The 19,518-nt window shown below is 60.9% G+C and carries 16 protein-coding genes and 1 pseudogene; 12 read left to right on the top strand and 5 right to left on the bottom strand.

Features of this window, described 5'->3' with window-relative positions; genetic code table 11:
* The 3 genes from ACZ9BB_RS27360 to ACZ9BB_RS27350 all read left to right on the top strand — a co-directional run bounded on the left by ACZ9BB_RS27360 (position 1) and on the right by ACZ9BB_RS27350 (position 2,714).
* Positions 1 to 1,266 carry an ABC transporter permease gene (locus ACZ9BB_RS27360; protein ID WP_476217799.1) on the top strand — a complete coding sequence of 422 codons (1,266 nt, stop codon included), beginning with the start codon at positions 1 to 3 and terminating at the stop codon, positions 1,264 to 1,266.
* 11 nt (positions 1,267 to 1,277) lie between these two features.
* Complete coding sequence (locus ACZ9BB_RS27355; protein ID WP_476217798.1) at positions 1,278 to 1,796, top strand: DUF3299 domain-containing protein; 519 nt, start codon at positions 1,278 to 1,280, stop codon at positions 1,794 to 1,796.
* A gap of 219 nt (positions 1,797 to 2,015) precedes the next feature.
* Entirely contained in the window at positions 2,016 to 2,714 is a 699-nt protein-coding gene (locus tag ACZ9BB_RS27350) for an OmpW/AlkL family protein (RefSeq protein WP_476217796.1), read from the top strand.
* Between the two features lie 200 nt (positions 2,715 to 2,914).
* Here ACZ9BB_RS27350 and ACZ9BB_RS27345 read toward each other — a convergent pair whose 3' ends face one another.
* A complete protein-coding gene (locus ACZ9BB_RS27345) occupies positions 2,915 to 3,844 on the bottom strand; it encodes an NAD-dependent epimerase/dehydratase family protein (RefSeq protein WP_476217794.1) in 930 nt (309 codons plus the stop codon).
* A complete protein-coding gene (locus ACZ9BB_RS27340; protein ID WP_237885354.1) occupies positions 3,837 to 4,721 on the bottom strand; it encodes a sugar nucleotide-binding protein in 885 nt (294 codons plus the stop codon). Before ACZ9BB_RS27340 ends, ACZ9BB_RS27345 begins: the two co-directional genes overlap by 8 nt.
* A gap of 225 nt (positions 4,722 to 4,946) precedes the next feature.
* Here ACZ9BB_RS27340 and ACZ9BB_RS27335 point away from each other — a divergent pair, with 225 nt between their 5' ends.
* The 5 genes from ACZ9BB_RS27335 (at position 4,947) to ACZ9BB_RS27315 (ending at position 13,357) form a co-directional block, all read left to right on the top strand.
* The gene (locus ACZ9BB_RS27335) at positions 4,947 to 9,266 is read left to right on the top strand and encodes an Lhr family helicase (RefSeq protein WP_476217791.1); all 4,320 of its coding nucleotides are present in this window, start codon (positions 4,947 to 4,949) and stop codon (positions 9,264 to 9,266) included.
* A 104-nt stretch (positions 9,267 to 9,370) separates the two neighbouring features.
* Positions 9,371 to 10,297 (top strand): DUF72 domain-containing protein, encoded by a 927-nt coding sequence (locus ACZ9BB_RS27330; protein WP_476217789.1) that lies wholly within the window; start codon positions 9,371 to 9,373, stop codon positions 10,295 to 10,297.
* Positions 10,294 to 11,091, top strand: a complete 798-nt coding sequence (locus ACZ9BB_RS27325; RefSeq protein ID WP_476217787.1) for an endonuclease/exonuclease/phosphatase family protein — start codon at positions 10,294 to 10,296, stop codon at positions 11,089 to 11,091. Before ACZ9BB_RS27330 ends, ACZ9BB_RS27325 begins: the two co-directional genes overlap by 4 nt.
* Positions 11,088 to 12,374: a cardiolipin synthase ClsB gene (gene clsB / locus ACZ9BB_RS27320; protein WP_476217786.1), complete on the top strand. Its 1,287-nt coding sequence runs from the start codon at positions 11,088 to 11,090 to the stop codon at positions 12,372 to 12,374. Before ACZ9BB_RS27325 ends, clsB begins: the two co-directional genes overlap by 4 nt.
* Positions 12,371 to 13,357 carry a lysylphosphatidylglycerol synthase domain-containing protein gene (locus ACZ9BB_RS27315; protein WP_476217784.1) on the top strand — a complete coding sequence of 329 codons (987 nt, stop codon included), beginning with the start codon at positions 12,371 to 12,373 and terminating at the stop codon, positions 13,355 to 13,357. Before clsB ends, ACZ9BB_RS27315 begins: the two co-directional genes overlap by 4 nt.
* 26 nt (positions 13,358 to 13,383) lie before the next feature.
* Here ACZ9BB_RS27315 and ACZ9BB_RS27310 read toward each other — a convergent pair.
* The 3 genes and pseudogenes from ACZ9BB_RS27310 to ACZ9BB_RS27300 form a co-directional block, all read right to left on the bottom strand.
* A pseudogene (locus ACZ9BB_RS27310) lies at positions 13,384 to 14,143 on the bottom strand (alpha/beta hydrolase family protein).
* A complete protein-coding gene (locus tag ACZ9BB_RS27305; protein ID WP_476217782.1) occupies positions 14,133 to 15,242 on the bottom strand; it encodes a DUF3182 family protein in 1,110 nt (369 codons plus the stop codon). The pseudogene ACZ9BB_RS27310 and the gene ACZ9BB_RS27305 overlap by 11 nt, the downstream one beginning before the upstream one ends.
* Positions 15,243 to 15,527: 285 nt before the next feature.
* Positions 15,528 to 16,523, bottom strand: coding sequence for a GlxA family transcriptional regulator (locus tag ACZ9BB_RS27300; protein WP_476217780.1), 996 nt, complete (start codon positions 16,521 to 16,523; stop codon positions 15,528 to 15,530).
* 102 nt (positions 16,524 to 16,625) lie between these two features.
* On the opposite strand from ACZ9BB_RS27300, the gene ACZ9BB_RS27295 reads away from it, so the two are divergent.
* The 4 genes from ACZ9BB_RS27295 to ACZ9BB_RS27280 all read left to right on the top strand — a co-directional run bounded on the left by ACZ9BB_RS27295 (position 16,626) and on the right by ACZ9BB_RS27280 (position 19,479).
* Positions 16,626 to 17,174, top strand: a complete 549-nt coding sequence (locus ACZ9BB_RS27295; protein WP_476217779.1) for a cysteine hydrolase family protein — start codon at positions 16,626 to 16,628, stop codon at positions 17,172 to 17,174.
* 260 nt (positions 17,175 to 17,434) lie between these two features.
* Entirely contained in the window at positions 17,435 to 18,016 is a 582-nt protein-coding gene (locus ACZ9BB_RS27290; protein ID WP_476217778.1) for a YjfI family protein, read from the top strand.
* Positions 18,017 to 18,040: 24 nt separating this feature from the next.
* Complete coding sequence (locus tag ACZ9BB_RS27285; protein WP_476217776.1) at positions 18,041 to 18,739, top strand: PspA/IM30 family protein; 699 nt, start codon at positions 18,041 to 18,043, stop codon at positions 18,737 to 18,739.
* 176 nt (positions 18,740 to 18,915) lie between these two features.
* On the top strand, positions 18,916 to 19,479 hold the full coding sequence (locus ACZ9BB_RS27280; RefSeq protein ID WP_476217774.1) for a rhomboid family intramembrane serine protease: 564 nt from the start codon (positions 18,916 to 18,918) through the stop codon (positions 19,477 to 19,479).
* The last annotated feature ends 39 nt before the right edge of the window (positions 19,480 to 19,518 follow it).

Here is a 19,518-nt window from a genome sequence, read left to right as displayed (position 1 = left end):
ATGTATTTGTTTCGTCTAGCCATGGCCAGCCTGGCTAACCGTCGCTTCACCGCGATCCTCACCGCGTTCGCCATCGCCCTGTCGGTCTGCCTGCTGTTGGCGGTGGAGCGGGTACGCACCGAAGCCAAGGCCAGTTTCGCCAGTACCATCAGCGGCACCGATCTGATTGTCGGTGCACGCTCCGGTTCGGTGAACCTGCTGTTGTACTCGGTGTTCCGCATCGGCAACGCCACCAACAACATCCGCTGGGACAGCTTCGAGCACTTCGCCAACAACCCGAAAGTGAAGTGGGCGATCCCGATGTCCCTGGGCGATTCCCATCGCGGATATCGGGTGATGGGCACCACCGAGGCGTACTTCGAGCACTACCAGTACGGTCATCAACAGCACCTGGAACTGGCCGACGGCCGCGCCTTCGCCAGCGACCCGTTCGAAGTGGTGCTCGGTGCCGAAGTGGCCGATGCGCTGCACTACAAACTCGGCGACAAACTGGTGCTGGCCCATGGTGTGGCGGCGATCAGCCTGGTCAAACATGACGACAAACCATTCACCGTGGTCGGCATTCTCAAACGTACCGGCACCCCGGTAGACCGCACGCTGCACATCAGCCTCGGCGGCATGGAAGCGATCCACATCGACTGGCACAACGGCGTACCGGCGCGTGGTAACGGCCGGATCAGCGCCGATCAGGCGCGCAACATGGACCTGACGCCGCAAGCGATCACCGCGTTCATGCTCGGCCTTAACAACAAGATTTCGACCTTCGCGCTGCAACGTGAAATCAACGAATTCCGTGGCGAACCGATGCTGGCGATCCTGCCGGGCGTGGCGTTGCAGGAGTTGTGGAGTTTGATGAGTACAGCGGAAAAAGCCTTGTTCGTCGTCTCGCTGTTCGTGGTGCTGACTGGGTTGATCGGCATGCTCACGGCGATTCTCACCAGCCTCAACGAGCGGCGCCGCGAGATGGCGATTCTGCGTTCGGTGGGCGCGCGGCCATGGCATATTGCGACTTTACTGGTGCTGGAAGCGTTTGCCCTGGCACTGTCGGGAGTGATTGCCGGCGTGGCGCTGCTGTATGTGGGCATCGCCGTGGCGCAAGGTTACGTGCAGTCGAATTACGGCTTGTACCTGCCGCTGGCCTGGCCGAGCGAATATGAATGGACGCTGCTCGGTGGCATCCTGATCGCCGCGCTGCTGATGGGCAGCGTGCCGGCCTGGCGTGCTTATCGCCAATCCTTGGCCGATGGCCTGTCGATCCGCCTGTGAGGACGTTGAACATGCCCCGCGCTCTGTTTGCGCTGTTGATGCTGGTCGCCCTGCCGCTATGGGCGGCCGAGCCGAAAGACCTGACCTGGTCAGAAATGATCCCGCCGGATGCGGCGCCAGAAATACCGAACATGACGCCGCTGCATGACCTGTCGAAGATGAGCGATGCGTTGTCCGCGGAATCAGCCCCGGCCGCCAAACAGGACATGCCGAACGCCCCGGTGGTGAAAAGCCTCGATGGCCAGAACATTCGCTTGCCGGGGTACATCGTGCCGCTGGAAGTCAGTGAAGAAGGCCGCACCACGGAGTTTCTGCTGGTGCCGTATTTCGGCGCGTGCATCCACGTACCGCCGCCACCGTCGAACCAGATCGTGCATGTCAAAAGCGAAGTCGGCGTGAAGCTTGACGAGCTGTATCAGCCGTACTGGATCGAAGGTGCGTTGCAGGTCAAGGCGTCCAGCAGCGAGTTGGCGGATGCCGGGTATCAGATGGAGGCGGACAAGATTTATGTGTATGAACTGCCGCAGTGACCGGTAGTTATCTGTCGCCTACAAGACTGCCTTCGCGGGCAAGCCCGCTCCCACACGTTCTGCATTGCCTTTGAGGGAGCGGGCTTGCCCGCGAAGAGGCCATCAAAGGTTCCGCAAAAATCCGGGCCATCACTGTTTCATTGAGCTGAGTCAAAAGACCGTATCAGTTGGATCCCTACCATTGGACATCGAACATTTTTAACGTCCTCTGGAGCCCCCATGCACAAGTCCCTGCTCAGCGCTTCGCTGCTTGCCCTCGCGCTCGCAGCCCCGCTCGCCAATGCCCACAACGCCGGTGACATCATCGTTCGGGCCGGTGCGATCACCGTCAACCCTGAAGCCGACAGCTCCAGCGTCAAGGTCGATCAGGGCCCGCTGAAGGGCGCCGATCTGGGTGGCAAAGCCACCATGAGCAGCGACACGCAACTGGGCCTGAACTTCGCTTACATGATCACCAACAACCTGGGGATCGAACTGCTGGCCGCCTCGCCATTCGAGCATGACGTGAAGCTCAAAGGCACTGCGCTCGGCGCCGCCAACGGCAAACTCGGCACCCTGAAACACCTGCCGCCGACCCTGAGCCTGGTCTACTACCCGCTGGACGCCAACTCCGCGTTCCAGCCCTACATCGGCGGCGGTATCAACTACACCTGGATCTACGATGAGCAGCTCAGCAGCGAAGCGCGCGCCAACGGCTTCAGCAACTTCAAGACGGAAAATTCCTGGGGTCTGGCCTGGCAGGTCGGTGCTGACTACATGCTGACCGACAACGTGATGATCAATGCCCAGGTGCGCTACATCGACATCGACACCCGTGCGACCGTGGAGAATAACGCTGTTGCGCCGGGCACCCGCGCACGGGTGAACGTGGACGTCGATCCGTTCATCTACATGGTCGGTCTGGGTTACAAGTTCTAAAGAACCGTGGCGAGGGGGCTTGCCCCCGTTCGCCTGCGCAGCAGGCGCCATCCAGCCGATGAGGACGTCAGGCGAAATGCAGTGGGGCTGCTTCGCAACCCAACGGGGGCAAGCCCCCTCACCACAAGGAACTGCACCGGTCATATTCGACACACAAAAAAGGCGCCTTCAAGGCGCCTTTTTCACGGCTGTGTAAAACCTCAGCGCCCCAACAACCGCGCCAGGCCAACGCTCATTGGCGTCTGCTCCGGGTAGGTGAACCGCTCCAGCAAACGCCGGTTATTCGCTCGTGAATGGCGGATGTCACCGGAACGCGCCGGGCCGTAGCTAACGGGCGGCAGCTTGCCGACCACTGCTTCAAGGGCTTGAAGCATCTGCTTGAGAGTCGTCGCCTGATTCCAGCCGACATTCACCGCCCCGATCTCGACCTGCGGTTTCTCGATGGCTTGCACCAACACGTCCACCAAGTCCTCGACGTAGACAAAATCCCGAGTCTGCTCACCATCACCAAACACGGTGATTGGCAGTCCTTTCTGCGCGCGCTCGCTGAAAATGCTGATCACCCCGGAGTACGGCGAGGAAGGATCCTGGCGCGGGCCGAAGATGTTGAAGAAACGGAAAATCACCGGTTCCAGACCATGCTGGCGACGATAGAAATCGAAGTAATGCTCGCTCGCCAACTTGTCCGCCGCATACGGCGTCAATGGTGCCTTGGGTGTGTCTTCGTCGATCGACTCACCTTCGCCATTGTTGCCATAGACCGCTGCGCTGGAGGCGTACAACACCCGTTTGACGCCAGCCTGACGCATGGCTTCGCAGACATTCAGCGAGCCGATGAAATTGCTCTGATGCGTTTTCACCGGGTCATCCACCGAAGCCTGCACCGAAGCCACTGCGGCCAGATGCGCCACCGCGCTGCAACCGAGCATCGCCTGCGCCACCAGGGCAGCATCGGCGACGTCACCCACGATCAGTTCGACGAGGGGATTGTCCAGCGGCAGGTTGCTGCGTTTGCCGGTGGACAGGTCATCGAGAATCCGCACCGAATGCCCTTTGGCAAGCAAGGCGTCGGTCAGGTGCGAACCGATGAAACCGGCGCCGCCGGTGATTAAAACAGGGCCGTCAGCCATGGCGATAAAACCTATCCAGTAAGCCCGGGAGTGCCGCGCGCCAGGCGCGGGGCTTGATCCCGAAAGTGTGCAGAATTTTCTTGCAGGCCAACACCGCGTGTTGCGGTTCTTCGGCGGCGTCGGGCCGTGCGGCGTGAGCCTGGGCGGTCGGCGTTTCGATGGCCAGCGGGTGCAGGGCGCGAGCTTCGGTGAGGATCGCCTGCCCCAGTGCCAACGGCGTGGTCGCCTCATGCCCGGCGTAGTGGTAAGTACCCCACAGCGGGGCCGCGCAGTCGAGTTGCTTGAGCACCGAAATGATCACCCGGGCGGCGTCGTCTACCGGCGTCGGATTACCGCGACGATCATCCGCCATCAGCAGTTCTTCCGCTTTCTCGGCCCGGGCCAGGAATCGCCCGAGGGTGCCGTCGGGGCTGTCATCGAGCAGCCAGCCGAAACGCAGCAGCACATGCTGTGGACAGGTGGCCCGCACACTTTGCTCGATGCGCCACAAGGCCTGACCGCGCAGGCCCAGCGGTACCGGTTCGTCTTTCTCGCTGTAGGCGGTCGCCCGGGAGCCATCGAACACCCGATAACTCGAGGGTTGCAGCAGCACGATGTTGTGATGCTGGCACAATTCGGCCAGTCGCTCGATGGCTCGTTCCTGCCCGGCCAGACGCTGTTCGCTGACAGTCTCCGCCTGGAACCAGTCGAAGTAGTAGGCGAGATTGATCAACGCATCCGGACGGGTATCGTCGAGCAGTTGCGTCAGGCTCGCGGCGTCCCAGCCGTCTTGTGGTGGGCGGGGGGCGAGGAAACCGATGTCTTCCTCCGCACCGAGGCGAATCAGCGCCTGCCCAAGGGCATTTCCGCCGCCCAGTAACATAAGGCGCATTCGCATAGAGTCAGCAGGCCCAGTCTGATTGGAACGATGGTTTTATCGACAGCGCCCGCAGGCGATGTCCTCAATAATTGCCGGAATCGTTGCATTTTGCGGGTTTAGTTCGCAACCGTCATCCGTAAAGTGTAGTTCTCGGGGATTTGTGGTGCTGCTACTGGCCTCAGGATCAACACAGCCCCTGAGCGGTACTTGCAACTTCCCGCCCCCACCCGCATAAATTACTCCATGAATCTGCCCATCCCCACGGACGCTGCACTGGCAGGCTTCCACCCCGCCGTCAGCGCCTGGTTCAGCAACGCCTTCCCGGCGGCCACCGCCGCCCAGGCCCGGGCGTGGCCGCTGATCCGCCAGCGCCGCTCCACGCTGATCGCCGCGCCCACCGGCTCCGGCAAAACCCTTACCGCGTTTCTCGCCGTGCTTGACGATCTGGTCCATCGCGGCCTGGAAAACCCGGATGGCCTGCCAAACGAAACCCTGGTGGTCTACGTTTCGCCGCTCAAGGCGCTGTCCAACGACATCCGGATCAACCTGCAAAACCCGCTGGCCGGCATCACCGAGCAGTTACGCGTGATGGGCCTGCCCGACGTGCCGATCAGCACTGCCGTGCGCACCGGCGATACGCCGCAAAAAGACCGTTCGGCCATGCGCAAAACCGCGCCGCACATTCTGGTGACCACCCCGGAATCCCTTTATGTGCTGCTCGGCTCCGACTCCGGGCGGCAAATGCTCGGCACCACGCAAACGGTGATCGTCGACGAAATCCACGCCATCGCCGCCAGCAAACGCGGCAGCCACCTGGCCCTGAGCCTGGAGCGCTTGCAAGCGCTTTGCTCACACCCGCTGGTGCGTATTGGCCTGTCCGCCACACAAAAACCCATCGAAGCGGTGTCGCGCTTTTTGGTTGGCCGTGATCGCGCCTGCGAAATCATCGATATCGGTCACGCCCGCCCACGGGATCTCGATATAGAAGTGCCTCCCGTGCCGTTGTCGGCGGTGATGGCCAACGACGTGTGGGAGCTGGTCTATGACCGCCTCGCCGCCCTCGCCCGTGAACACCGGACCACGCTGATTTTCGTCAACACCCGACGCCTGGCCGAACGCCTGAGCCGGCACTTGAGCGAGCGCCTCGGCAAAGACGCGGTGGCCGCCCACCATGGCAGCCTGGCCAAGGAATTTCGCCTGGACGCCGAGCAACGGCTCAAGCGCGGCGAGCTGCAAGTGCTGATCGCCACCGCCTCGCTGGAGCTGGGGATTGATATCGGCGATGTCGACCTGGTGTGCCAGATCGCTTCGCCACGCTCGATTGCCGGTTTTCTGCAACGGGTCGGTCGCTCCGGGCACCAGGTCGGCGGCACGCCCAAGGGCCGGTTGTTCGCCACCACCCGCGACGACCTGATCGAATGCGCCGCCCTGCTCGATTGCGTCCGTCGTGGCGAACTCGACATCTTACAGATCCCCGAAGCACCGCTGGACGTGCTGGCCCAGCAGATCATCGCCGAGATCAGTTGCCAGGAATGGCAAGAGCAAGCGCTGCTGGAAATGCTGCGCAAAGCCTCGCCTTACGCCAACCTCGACGAAAAACATTACCAGGCACTGCTGCAAATGCTCGCCGAGGGCTACAACGGTCGCCTGGGTATTCGCAGCGCTTACCTGCATCGGGACGCCGTAAGCCGCACCTTGCGCAGCCGTCGAGGGGCCAAGCTGACCGCCGTGACCAGCGGCGGGACGATCCCGGACAACGCCGACTACAGCGTTTTGCTGGAACCGCAGGGGCTGAACATTGGCAGCGTCAACGAAGACTTCGCGGTGGAAAGCATCGCTGGGGATATCTTTCAGCTGGGCAACACGTCATATCGAATCCTGCGGGTCGAAACCGGCAAAGTCCGGGTCGAAGACGCTCAGGGTCAACCGCCAACGATTCCGTTCTGGCTCGGCGAAGCACCCGGTCGCAGCGATGAACTGTCGTTCGCCGTAGCACGCCTGCAAGCGCAACTCGATGAGCTGCTCGGCGCCACGCCCGGCAACCTGCAGCCAGCCCTCGACTGGCTGACCAACACCCTCGGCCTGAATCTCGCCAGCGCCGAACAATTGGTCGATTACCTGGCGCGGGCACGGCTGACCCTCGGCGCCTTGCCGTCGCAAGACACGTTGCTGATGGAGCGGTTTTTCGACGAGTCCGGCGGTACGCAACTGATCATCCACTCGCCGTTCGGCAGCCGCATCAACCGCGCCTGGGGCCTGGCCCTGCGCAAGCGCTTCTGCCGCACCTTCAACTTCGAATTGCAGGCCGCCGCCAGCGAGGACGCCATCGTGCTGTCGCTGTCCACCAGCCACAGCTTCGAGCTGGACGACGTCTGGCGCTACCTGCACAGCAACAGCGCCGAACATATCCTCATTCAAGCGGTGCTCGAGGCGCCGCTGTTCGGCGTGCGCTGGCGCTGGAACGCCGGGGTCGCTTTGGCGCTGCCACGCTACAGCGGTGGACGCAAAGTACCGCCACAGATCCAGCGGATGAAAAGCGAAGATTTGATCGCCAGCGTGTTTCCCGATCAGATCGCCTGCGTGGAGAATCTCGCCGGCGAGCGCGAGATTCCCGACCATCCGCTGGTGGAACAAACCCTCGACGATTGCCTGCACGAGGCCATGGACAGCGAAGGCTGGCTGGCGTTGTTGCGGCGCATGGAACAGGGCGACATCCGCCTGATAAGCCGTGATTTGCCGGCGCCTTCGCCACTGGCAGCAGAAATCCTCAGCGCTCGCCCCTACACCTTCCTCGACGACGCACCGCTGGAAGAACGGCGCACTCAGGCGGTACTCAACCGCCGCTGGAGCGATCCGCAATCCACCGACGACCTCGGTGCGCTGGACGCCGAGGCGATTGCCGCAGTGCGCGACGAAGCCTGGCCAACGCCAACCGGCATCGATGAAATGCATGAAGCACTGATGAGCCTGGCGTGCATTACCGAAAGCGAGGCCCAGGCCAACCCCAATTGGCTCGATTGGCTGAACACCCTGGCCGACAGTGGCCGCGCCAGCCGTTTGCAGATCAACATAGGGCAATCATTGTGGCTGGCGCTGGAACGACTGACCTGCCTGCGGGCCATTTATCCACAGGCCATATTGCTTCCACCGTTGGAGGCGTTGCCGGGTTTCGATGAAACCTGGGCGCCGGACGAAGCGCTGCTGGAAGTGATCCGTGCGCGGCTCAGCGCGTTTGGTCCGTTGCCGCTGAAGGCGATTGCCGAGCCGCTTGGATTACCGGCGCTTCAAGTCACTCAGGCCTTGGCACAACTGGAACGCGAAGGCTATGTACTGCGTGGGCAATTCAGCCCGGGCAGCCGTGAGGAAGAATGGTGCGAACGGCATCTGCTGGCGCGGATTCATCGCTACACGATCAAACGGCTGCGACGGGAAATCGAGCCAGTGGCCCTGCAGGATTTCATGCGTTTTCTGTTCGATTGGCAGCATCTGTCCGCCGCGAGCCAAGGCCAGGGCAGCGCGGTGTTGCCGGCGATCATCAGCCAGTTCGAAGGCTACCCCGCCGCCGCTTCAGCGTGGGACAGCGACATACTGCCGGCGCGACTCAAAGACTATTCGGCGAGCTGGCTGGATGAGTTGTGCCGCAGCGGCAAACTGGTCTGGACCCGCCTGACCGCGCGCAACAAGAGCGCCAGCACGGCATTGCGCAGCACACCGATTCTGCTGCTACCGCGCTCTCAGGTCGGGTTGTGGAGCGGTTTGACCGAACAGACGCCGGTCAGCGAACTGTCGCCAAAAACGCAAAAAGTCCATGCAGCGCTCAGCCAGCACGGCGCACTGTTCTTCGATGAGCTGATCCACGAAGCCCATCTGCTGCGCTCGGAACTGGAAATCGCCTTGCAGGAGCTGGTCGGTGCCGGATTGGTAAACGCCGACAGCTTCGCCGGCCTGCGGGCGCTGATTACCCCCGCCAGCAAACGCCAGAATCGCAGCAGCCGACGCGGGCGCGGTGCGTTTGTCGGCGGGATGGACGATGCCGGACGCTGGGCGTTGCTGCGACGCGGTGCCGCCGCGCCGGTTGTGGATAAGCAACGACCGGCGCCCACACCCAGCGAAACCCTGGAACACATCGCCATGACCTTGCTGCGCCGTTATGGCGTGGTGTTCTGGCGCTTGCTGGAACGTGAGGCAGACTGGTTGCCGAGTTGGCGGGAGTTGCTGCGCACGTTCCATCGGCTGGAGGCCAGGGGCGAGATTCGTGGTGGACGGTTTGTCAGTGGCCTGGCCGGTGAGCAGTTTGCGTTGCCCGAGGCGATTGCGTTGCTGCGCGAAGTCAGGCGGCGGCCCCATGACGCAAGTCTGATCGTGGTGTGCGGAGTGGATCCGCTGAACCTCGCCGGCACCCTGTTGCCGGGCGCGAAAGTGCCAGCGCTGGCGAGCAATCGACTGGTGTACCGCGATGGCGTGCCAGCCGCCGCCGAAATCGCCGGCCAGCAACATTTCTGGCTGGAGCTGGATCAGCAGGCCAGTGCCGAGGTGCGCAATAAACTGACCCGCCACAGTTGATCGGTGGTGTTTTGTCGAGTGTTTACCGTCCGTAGCCCCGTCGAAACTTTCCCGCACAACCCACAGTCATCAAAAGACAGGGTTGTCCGAGGACGGGAGACGACATGGCGGCGATTCATATCGGTATTTCAGGTTGGCGCTACACGCCCTGGCGGGGGGAGTTCTACCCGAAGGGGCTGACCCAGAGTCGCGAATTGCAATTCGCTTCACGGGCCGTCAACAGCATCGAAATCAATGGATCGTTCTACGCCCTGCAACGGCCCGAACGTTATGCCCAGTGGTACGCCGATACCCCGGCGGGCTTCGTGTTCAGCGTCAAGGCGCCGCGCTTTATCACCCACATCAAGCGCCTGCGGGACATTCATAAACCCCTGGCGAATTTCTTTGCCTCCGGGGTACTGGAACTCAAGGAAAAACTCGGCCCGATCCTCTGGCAATTTCCGCCCAACTTCAAATTCGACCCAGAGCTGTTCGAAAGTTTTCTCGAACAATTACCCCACGACACGGAACAGGCCGCCGCCCTCGCCCGCCAGCATGAGCCGCGCTTGAACGGTCACGCCAGCCTGAAGGCCTACGGAAAAAAGCCAGTGCGCCATGCCGTGGAAATCCGCCACGAGAGCTTCGTCGACCCGGCCTTCGTGCGCCTGCTCAAACGCTACAACACCGCTCTGGTCATTGCCGACACCGCCGGCAAATGGCCGTACCGCGAAGACCTCACCAGTGATTTCGTCTACCTGCGCCTGCACGGTGCCGAAGAGCTCTACGCCAGCGGTTACACCCCACAAGCGCTGCAACGCTGGGGCGACCGGATCGAGGCCTGGCATCGCGGCCAGCAGCCGGCGGACCCGCAACTGATCGCGCCCCGGCAAAAGCCAAAAGTGCGCAAATCCCGGGAAGTGTTCTGCTATTTCGATAACGACATCAAAGTCCGCGCGCCCTTCGATGCCCGCCGCTTGCTTGAACAGTTCCATCTCGACAAAGACCTTGCCACCGCACCCGGCGAGCCGGCTGCCGAAGGAGCGCTGCCATGAGCATTCCGGAACCTGTCGGGGCAACGGATGAACAACAGCAAATCATCACCTCGGTGAGCCGCTTCACCGTGCTGACAGTCAATACCCACAAGGGGTTCACCGCACTCAACCGGCGCTTCATCCTGCCCGAATTGCGCGAAGCGGTACGCACTGTATCCGCCGATGTGGTGTTTTTGCAGGAGGTCCACGGCACCCACGAGCATCATCCCCGGCGCTACAACAATTGGCCGGCGATGCCCCAGTATGAGTTCCTTGCCGATACCTTGTGGCCGCAATTTGCCTATGGGCGCAACGCGGTCTACCCGGCGGGTGATCACGGCAATGCGCTGTTGTCGAAATTCCAGATCATTCGTCACGACAACCTCGACGTGTCCATCAGCGGTCATGAAAATCGTGGAATCCTGCATTGCGTGCTGCGGATGCCCGGCGATGGCCGGGAAGTGCATGCCATCTGCGTCCATCTGGGGCTGCGTGAAAGCCATCGCACGGCACAACTCAAGCTACTGCGCCAACGTATGGAAGAGTTACCGCAGGATGCCCCGGTGGTGGTTGCCGGTGACTTCAACGACTGGCGCCTGCGCGCCGATGCGCAGCTCAACCCTTGCGGTTTACGTGAAGTCTTCGCTGAACTGCATGGCAAACCGGCCCGCAGTTTCCCCGCGCGTTTGCCGGCGTTACGCCTGGACCGCATCTACGTGCGCAACCTCAAGGCCAGCCATCCGCAAGTACTGGCGGCACGGCCCTGGTCACACCTTTCCGACCATGCCCCGCTATCGGTGGAGATCGAGCTATGACCGGCCCATTGATGGAAAAAACCACGGTCGAACACGTTTCCACACCTCCGCCGGTACGCAAGCCCGCTGTGGTTGATATCGAATACGGTTGGCACGGTAACAATCGGGTCGAATTACTGGAGAACGGCGAGGAATACTTTCCACGGGTGTTTGAAGCGCTGCGTCAGGCCCAGAGTGAAATCCTGCTGGAGACCTTCATTGTGTTCGAGGACAAGGTCGGCAATGAGCTTCAACAGATCCTGATTGAAGCGGCTCAACGCGGTGTGCGCATCACCGTCAGCCTCGACGGCTTTGGCTGTGGCGAATTGAGTACGGAGTTTCTCGCCGCCCTGAGCAATGCAGGTGTGCGCCTGCAAATATTCGACCCCGCTCCGCGTCATCTGGGCATCCGCACCAACTGGTTCCGCCGCCTGCACCGCAAGATTGTGGTGGTCGATGGCACGATTGCGTTCCTCGGCGGAATCAACTTTTCCGCCGATCATCTGGCCGACTTCGGCCCCGAGGCCAAACAGGATTACTCGGTGGAAGTACAAGGTCCGACGGTGGCTGACATTCATCACTATGCCCTGCTACAAAGCGGTCGCCCGGCCCGGGCCAAATACTGGTGGCAGCGCCGCAGGCAGAGGCACGAGGAACTGGCGGTCAACGATCATGATGGTCAGGTGCGGCTGGTGTTTCGCGACAACGCAGAACACCCCAGCGATATCGAAGATGTGTATTTGCAGGTAGTACGCAGTGCCCGCCGTCGCGTGGTAATCGCCAACGCCTACTTCTTTCCGGGCTATAGGCTGCTGCGCGAGATCCGCAATGCGGCGCGTCGAGGGGTCGAGGTGCGCCTGATTCTTCAGGGGCAGCCGGATTTGCGGGTGGCCAGGCTCGCCGCGCGCATGACCTACGACTACCTGCTGCGGGCCGGGGTGGTGATCTACGAATATTGCGACCGCCCCCTGCATGGCAAGGTCGCCCTGGTTGATGAAGACTGGAGCACCGTCGGCTCAAGCAACCTCGACCCGCTGAGCCTGTCCCTGAATCTTGAAGCCAACGTGTTGATCCGCGACCGCGCCTTCAATCGCGACCTGTTCCAGCGCCTCGACGAGTTGAGCAGCAATCACTGCAAGGTCATATCGGCTGACAAGGCGCCTCGCGGACGGGTCTGGGATATGACCATCGGCTTTCTGGTGTTTCACTTCCTGCGGCATTTCCCGGCATGGGCCGGTTGGCTACCGGCGCATAAACCGCGCCTGAAACCCTTCATCCATCCGACCGGGAGCGATAAGGCATGAGCCATTCCGATGCACAACCTGCCCCTCACTCCAACACGCCGACCAAATCTCACTGGCATCGCTGGAAGAGGCCGCTGACGTTGCTGTTTTTCCTGGCGTTGATCGTGCTATTCACGATGCTCGCCCAGCGCATCGAATGGGGCGAAGTGTTCGATACCCTGGTCGACTTCAAGGTGCGCACGCTGATCATCGCCTCAGCGGTGACGCTGATGAGCTTTCTGGTCTACGCCTGTTTTGACCTGATCGGCCGCACCTACATCCGGCAGAACCTGACTTGGCGGCAGATCCTCCCGGTGGGGATTATCAGTTATGCCTTCAACCTGAACCTGAGCGCCTGGGTCGGTGGCATCGCCATGCGTTATCGCCTGTACTCGCGGCTCGGCGTGAGCAAAGGCAACATCGCGAAAATCCTCGGGCTGAGCCTGGCGACCAACTGGTTCGGCTACATGGTGATTGCGGGTACGGTGTTCAGCAGCGGCCTGGTACGCATGCCACCAGGCTGGAAGTTGAGCAGCGATGCCCTGCAAGGTGTGGGCGTGTTGTTGCTGCTATTGAGCATGGGGTATCTGGTGGCGTGTCAGTTTTCCGGACAACGGGAATGGTCGATTCGCGGCGTGGAAATCAACCTGCCGTCATTGCCCATGGCAATCTTGCAACTGGCCCTCGGCGCGCTGAACTGGTCGCTGATGGCAGCGGTGATCTTCACCCTGCTGCCGAGCAAACTGGACTATCCGCTGGTGCTTGGCGTGTTGCTGATCAGCGCCATTGCCGGGGTCATCACCCACATTCCGGCCGGGCTCGGCGTGCTGGAAGCGGTGTTCGTGGCGCTGCTGCAACACGAGGTTTCGCGAGGAAGCCTGGTGGCAGGGCTGATCGCTTATCGGGCGATCTATTTCATCCTGCCGCTGCTGATTACCGTGGTGATGTACCTGGTGGTGGAAGCCAAGGCCAAGTCGTTACGGATCCCGAAGAAATCTTCTTGAGAATGATCGCAAGAACACCACACATCTCATGTCGACTGGATAATGCTCAACCGCTCGCCCACCACCATTTCCGTGATCCAGCCCACCAGGATCGAGGTATACGCCTGCTGCGAAACAGGCTCGCTCAGGGCGTGATCCGCACCGTCGATGATGCGGTGAGTCAGCGAATGGGTCTGCTGACACGCCGCGCGGTAACTCATGATGGTCGCGTGGGGCACATAGGCGTCAGTCTCGGACTCCACCAGCAACACATCCCCGGTAAATTGCGAGCAGGCATGCAGGGCACGATTGCTGTCGGCGCTGACCTGCGTACTGCGGTAATCATGTAGATCGACCTTGTCCAATTCACGCTTGGGCGTGTGCCACAAATCGTCGCGATACAACGCCGGCGCCCGCAGCGCCAGCCAGCGCACCGGGCGCAACGATGTCAGGATCGCCGCCAGATAACCGCCATAACTGGTACCGACCACCGCGATTGCAGAGGTATCGAGCGCCGGGTGGGCGAGCAAGCGGTCATAGGCCGCCAGCAGGTCGCGCAGGTTGTCTTCACGGGTCACCCGGGCCAACGGAATACCGGTGCCGCCAGTGTGCCCGCGCAAGTCGAACGTCAGGCACACACAACCCCAACCCGGCGATGCCTTTGGCACGCTCCAGGTCGCGCTCCTGACTACCGCCCCAACCGTGGACGAAAAGCACACCCGGAACTTTCGATTTGGGGCTGAGGAAGGTCCCGCTCATCTGCTCATCGTCAATGTCGATCGCAATGGTTTCACTTCTAGCCGTCATAGGATTTGACCGTTACGTACTTGAGAAGAAAGTCACTGTGTTGCGCTGGCCCGCGATAGACCTCAATGGCGTTGGCCGGCAGCGGCTGGTCGCTATAGGTTTCGACCGACGACACGCGAATCGCGCGAATGTCGGGGTTGTTGAGGAGGCTCTGCAGCGCCGCGACTTCGGCACTGCTGGCGCCGCCCAGACGCCAGGACTGTTCGAGCACTCCGCTGCGTGGTTTGCCGTTGCAGTCCAGCCCTTGGGCGATGTCGTAGTTGCGCCGCGAGGCATAGAAACCGGGGTAGGCTTCATCCGCCGCGCTGTCAAATACCTGTGCCTGCTGAATCGCCAGCCGCACGTCGTCCGGCAGCTCCAGCGCCAGCAGATCCTCGTAATACCCGCGAACCACTAACAGGTTGGAGCCTCCATAAACCTGCTCGCCCTGACCGTCTTCGGTCAAGTATTGATCACCGCAATAACTCAGCACTTTGTCGCCGATAAAACTCTGGCCGACGCTGTGGGTGGTCACCTCGGTCAAATCCTGTTCCAGCACCACGCCTTCAGTGAACAGTGTTTTGGCATCGGGACCAGCGAGGATAGCGTCGAACTGGTCGAGGCTTTTGATGACTGTCTGACCGCGCCCGGCGCAGGCATGAATAGGCTTCATGCGGATGGGGCCGCTGTAGAGCAGATGCTCCGCTGCCGGGCGAGCATCCTCCAGGGAAAACACGCTGAGGCCATCAAGCACGACGCTGCGCACCCGTTCGGAAAACAACGGCGCCCAGCCTTCGGGGGCGAACGCATGGCGGTTCAACAGCCCATGACTGATGGCTTTGGTGCAGATGAAAGCGTGGTCGACGTAACCGCCCCACAAATCCTCCGGCCCTTTGACGCCCAGTTGCCTTGCGGCAGCGACGCCCACCAGCGTCTGGGTCGGCAACAGATAAACGTCACGACCGCTGTGCAATTGGAGGTCGTAACTGCCGCCGTATTCGAGCCCGACGACTTGCGCCAGCCAACGAGCGAGCGCGCGATTGGTTTCGACCTCGTGCAGCGGGGCATCGGGGCGAACCGAATGGGCGAGCACCAGTTTCTTGCGGTTTGTTGGGGTCATGCGTTCCCCTTCAATTTGTGCTTGATGAATGTAGCTGAAGGAGGTGCAGAGATCAGGCCAATGGCGGCTGGAGAGAAACGGGTTTTAAATCAACCGCTTGTGAAATATGCGATAGCACAAGGCCTGTTTTATTCTGCACGACCCCTTTCCCTGCTCCCGGCATTTTGCACGATTCAAGCCTGCCACCAGCCCCATGTGGGAGCGAGCCTGCTCGCGATGTGGGCCTGACATTCAATGTTCATGTTGAATGACACACCCCACATCTTTTGATCTGGTGTGCTCTGGCTAGCGCGCCATGGCGGCAGTCGGCATCACCCCAAACCGCGCCCGGTAATCGCTCGGCGCCAGCCCGGTAATCTTCTTGAACGTTGCCCGAAACGCACTCGGGTCCTGGTAACCCACGGTCCAGGCAATGTGATCAATGGTGCCATTGGTGAACTCGAGCATTTCCCGTGCCTTGCCGACTCGCAGGTGCTGACAGTATTCGGTAGGTTTCAACCCGGTCGCCGCACGGAATCGGCGCAGAAAAGTGCGTTCTTCCAGCCCTGCCCGCTCGGCCATTACCGCCAGCGAAACATCGGTCGCCCCAGTGCTTTGCAGCCAATGCTGGACCTTGAGAATCGACGCATCGCCATGGCTGAGAATTGGTGAAAAGTTACTGCCGCACTCGCTCGCGCTGTCGCTGTGTTCCACCACCAGAAACCGCGCCGTGCCGGTGGCGATGCTCGGCCCCAGCAAGCGGTCGACCATGCACAAACCCAACTCGGACCAGGCCATTAGCCCGGCGGTGGTGATCAAGTCGCCGTCGTCGACGATGGGCGTTTCGGCCTTGAGCTTGATCGCCGGGTAGCGCTCGGCAAAGGCTTTGGCGGAGGTCCAGTGGGTGGTGGCGCTGCGGCCGTCAAGCAGGCCGCTTTCGGCCAGCAGGATCGAACCCACGCAAACGCCGCCCAGCGTCGCACCTTGCGCATGTTGCTGACGGATCCAGCGGATCAGCCCTTGCGGTGCCTGGGCCTCGGAAAACCCGCCAATCGATGGCGGGATCATCACCGCCACCAACGCGCAGTCCGGGCCGGGATGACTGTCGTACACCCGCTCGGGCACCTGATCGCCCTCAACCCGCCAGTGACTGACCCGCAGTAACGGTAACTGCGCAGCCTGATGCTCCGCGGCGATCCGGTTGGCCACCCCGAACAGGTCCGTCAGCCCATGCACCGCCGCCATCTGCGCACCGGGATAGATCAGCACTCCCAGTTCGGCGACTGCCCTTTCTACACCCATTGTCAGTTTTCCCCCTTCTATTGTCGGTGCGGCCAATCCTCGAACGAACGGCCAGCGCCAATACTTCATTCCACACCCGACACACACTTAGAGGAAACAGTCATGGCCAAGCAAGCACTCATCGTAGTCGATATCCAGAACGACTACTTCCCCCAGGGCAAGTGGCCGCTGGTGGGCGCGGACGCTGCAGCAGACAACGCGGCGCGGTTGATTCAGGCGTTTCGCGAGGCCGGTGATCCGGTGGTGCACATTCGCCACGAATTCACCTCCGACGCCGCCCCATTCTTCACCCCGGGTTCCGAAGGTGCGAAGTTGCACCCCAAAGTCCTCAACCGCGCCGACGAGCCGGTGGTGCTCAAGCACTTCGTCAACTCGTTCCGTGAAACCGAACTGGAAGCCGTCCTCGACCAGCAAGGCATTGAAAGCCTGGTAGTGGTCGGGAGCATGAGCCACATGTGCATCGATGGCATCACCCGCGCGGCCGCCGACCTTGGCTACACCGTCACAGTGATCCACGACGCCTGCGCCACCCGCGACCTGGAGTTCAACGGCGTCACGGTCCCGGCCGCCCACGTTCACGCCGCCTTCATGTCGGCCCTGGGTTTTGCCTATGCCAGCGTGGTGTCCACTGACGACTTTCTGGTTGGTTAGATGAGGAACCTGTGGGAGCGGGCTTGCCCGCTCCCACAGGGTTACGCGGCAGACACAATCGTCGGAAAAATCTCACGCGTGAGCTATTGAAGGTCATAAAAATTGCCTGTAGTGTTTCTCACGCGTGAGATTTTCACTACGGAGTCACCAGTATGAAAAGCAGCTCTCCATCAGATCCGCCTACCGGGTCTGTCACCGATTCAGCGAGCCGCAAGGGAGAGCGCTCGAAACCCTCCGCGAAAAAACCATCGAGCTTTTACATGAAGCAGATGCGCGCGGGCCTGGGTGCCGCCGGTTATGTGAAACACGAGACTTGGGTGCTTCCCGAAAACCGAAGCCTGCTCAAGCAGATGGAGAAACAGCTACGCCAACCGATCCTGGCTGGCTCATTCATGTCGGAGAATTACATGAGCGCAGGTAATAACTGGAACATCGATCGCCTCTACAGCGCCCTTCAGGCCCTCGACGAAGTGGTTTCGAACGAAATCACCCTCTCCCTCGTTCAAGGCTCCGAGTCCAGCATCAAGCTGGAAATGAACGATTTCGGTGGCTTGCCGATTTACATCGCGGTGGTTGGCGATCAGATCATCGTCGATACCGTTCTGGTCGATGTCGAGTCGATCAACGATGTGCCGGCCTTCAATGACGCGGTTTTGCGCAGCCGGGAAATGTTCCCGCTGTCCTCGATCGGTATCGAGTCCATGCCCAACGGGCAGGTCGTTTACAACATGTTCGGCGCGCTCAGCTCCGACTCCAGCCTGACCAACGTCGTGACCGAGGTCAAAACCCTCGTCGACAACGTTCAGCGCGCCAGCGAAGCCTTTGAACGCTTCTTTAATTAATTACTCGGGAACAGGAAATATCCAATGACTCAGTCCATCTGGAGCAAATTGTTCACCGCGCTGCGTGGCGGTGCCAACGAAGTCGGCGAATCGATCGTCGACCAACAGGCCCTGCGCATCCTCGACCAGGAAATTCGCGATGCTGACAGCGCGCTGGCCAACGCCAAGCGGGAGCTGGTCACCATCATGGCCAAGCACAAACTGTCGGCCGATCGCGTCAGCGAGTACAACGCCAAGATCAAGGACCTGGAATCCAAGGCCCTGGCCGCGATCCAGGCCAACCGCGAAGACCTGGCACTGGAAGTGGCCGAAGCCATTTCGACCCTGACCAATGAACTGGACGTCGAACAAAAGCAGGCCAGCGAATTTGGCGGTTACGCGGACAACATGCGTAAAGACATCACCAAGGCCGAAAGCCGCATCAAAAGCCTGCGTCAGCAAGTGGACATGGCCAAGGCTCGTGAAAGCGTACAGAAAGCCCAGGTCAGTGCGTCCATCGCCAGTGGCGGCGCCAACGGCAAGCTGGAAACTGCCGTCGGTACGCTGAACCGCCTGCAGGCCAAGCAGCAGCAACGCGCCGCTGAACTGCAAGCCCAGGACGAACTGACCGATGCGTCGACCGGCACCGACCTGGAACGCAAACTGCGCGATGCCGGTATCACGCCGAACGAAGGCAGCGCCAACGCGATTCTGGAACGCCTGAAGAAAAAATCGGCTGAGTAACCCGGTCACTGCGCAGAAGGAAGGGCATTCATTGCCCTGATGCCAGTCAGTCAAGCGCACTGAACCTGTGGCGAGGGAGCTTGCTCCCTCGCCACAAACTTACTCAGTGCTTGTTCTATCTCTTAACTGACAAGCATTAATTCCATGCCTTCTTTTTTGCCGACTCGAGGTCAAGGATGGATGCCCTGAAGGGTTTCAAGACAATCGCAGGCCTGGCCATCTTCATGGTTGTGCTGCAACTGCTCAATGTGGCGACCGGCTACAGTCTTAACGCCTTCGGCCTGGTTCCGAGAACCTTGCTCGGGCTGGCCGGCATTATCACCTCGCCTTTCTTGCACTCCTCCTTTGCGCACCTGAGTACCAACCTGATTGCCTTTTTGATCCTGGGTACCCTGGTCATCGTCGAAGGGCGCAACCGGTTCATGGCCGTCAGCGCTATCATTATTCTGCTGGGCGGTTCGCTGGTCTGGCTGTTCGGTTTTAGAGGCGTACATATCGGTGCCAGCGGATGGGTATTCGGGTTGTGGGCGTATCTCCTGGCGCGCGCCTGGTTCCAGAGGAGCTGGAGTAATCTGATAACGGCCAGTGTCGTGGTCCTGCTCTATGGCGGCCTGATTTTTGGCTTCCTTCCTCGCCAGGGTATTTCCTTCGAAGGACATATCTTTGGCGCGATCGCCGGGTTTATTGCAGCCAAGGTACTGTTATCTACACCGCGCAGCAGGTTTAATGCCGTCCAGTAACCGCAATCGAGCGCTCAGACGTCGTGGCGATGCGTCGCC

The sequence above is a fragment of the Pseudomonas sp. TE3552 genome (assembly GCF_056278945.1).
Note: the sequence above shows the minus strand (reverse complement) of the source record. Positions and strands in the feature narration are given on the sequence as shown.

What these genes read in the sequence shown, in the direction of transcription:
- ACZ9BB_RS27360 (WP_476217799.1), top strand. Translation starts at nt 1, where the DNA reads ATGTATTTGTTTCGTCTAGCCATGGCCAGCCTGGCTAACCGTCGCTTC.
- ACZ9BB_RS27355 (WP_476217798.1), top strand. Translation starts at nt 1,278, where the DNA reads ATGCCCCGCGCTCTGTTTGCGCTGTTGATGCTGGTCGCCCTGCCGCTA.
- ACZ9BB_RS27350 (WP_476217796.1), top strand. Translation starts at nt 2,016, where the DNA reads ATGCACAAGTCCCTGCTCAGCGCTTCGCTGCTTGCCCTCGCGCTCGCA.
- ACZ9BB_RS27345 (WP_476217794.1), bottom strand. Translation starts at nt 3,844, where the DNA reads ATGGCTGACGGCCCTGTTTTAATCACCGGCGGCGCCGGTTTCATCGGT.
- ACZ9BB_RS27340 (WP_237885354.1), bottom strand. Translation starts at nt 4,721, where the DNA reads ATGCGAATGCGCCTTATGTTACTGGGCGGCGGAAATGCCCTTGGGCAG.
- ACZ9BB_RS27335 (WP_476217791.1), top strand. Translation starts at nt 4,947, where the DNA reads ATGAATCTGCCCATCCCCACGGACGCTGCACTGGCAGGCTTCCACCCC.
- ACZ9BB_RS27330 (WP_476217789.1), top strand. Translation starts at nt 9,371, where the DNA reads ATGGCGGCGATTCATATCGGTATTTCAGGTTGGCGCTACACGCCCTGG.
- ACZ9BB_RS27325 (WP_476217787.1), top strand. Translation starts at nt 10,294, where the DNA reads ATGAGCATTCCGGAACCTGTCGGGGCAACGGATGAACAACAGCAAATC.
- clsB (WP_476217786.1), top strand. Translation starts at nt 11,088, where the DNA reads ATGACCGGCCCATTGATGGAAAAAACCACGGTCGAACACGTTTCCACA.
- ACZ9BB_RS27315 (WP_476217784.1), top strand. Translation starts at nt 12,371, where the DNA reads ATGAGCCATTCCGATGCACAACCTGCCCCTCACTCCAACACGCCGACC.
- ACZ9BB_RS27305 (WP_476217782.1), bottom strand. Translation starts at nt 15,242, where the DNA reads ATGACCCCAACAAACCGCAAGAAACTGGTGCTCGCCCATTCGGTTCGC.
- ACZ9BB_RS27300 (WP_476217780.1), bottom strand. Translation starts at nt 16,523, where the DNA reads ATGGGTGTAGAAAGGGCAGTCGCCGAACTGGGAGTGCTGATCTATCCC.
- ACZ9BB_RS27295 (WP_476217779.1), top strand. Translation starts at nt 16,626, where the DNA reads ATGGCCAAGCAAGCACTCATCGTAGTCGATATCCAGAACGACTACTTC.
- ACZ9BB_RS27290 (WP_476217778.1), top strand. Translation starts at nt 17,435, where the DNA reads ATGAAGCAGATGCGCGCGGGCCTGGGTGCCGCCGGTTATGTGAAACAC.
- ACZ9BB_RS27285 (WP_476217776.1), top strand. Translation starts at nt 18,041, where the DNA reads ATGACTCAGTCCATCTGGAGCAAATTGTTCACCGCGCTGCGTGGCGGT.
- ACZ9BB_RS27280 (WP_476217774.1), top strand. Translation starts at nt 18,916, where the DNA reads ATGGATGCCCTGAAGGGTTTCAAGACAATCGCAGGCCTGGCCATCTTC.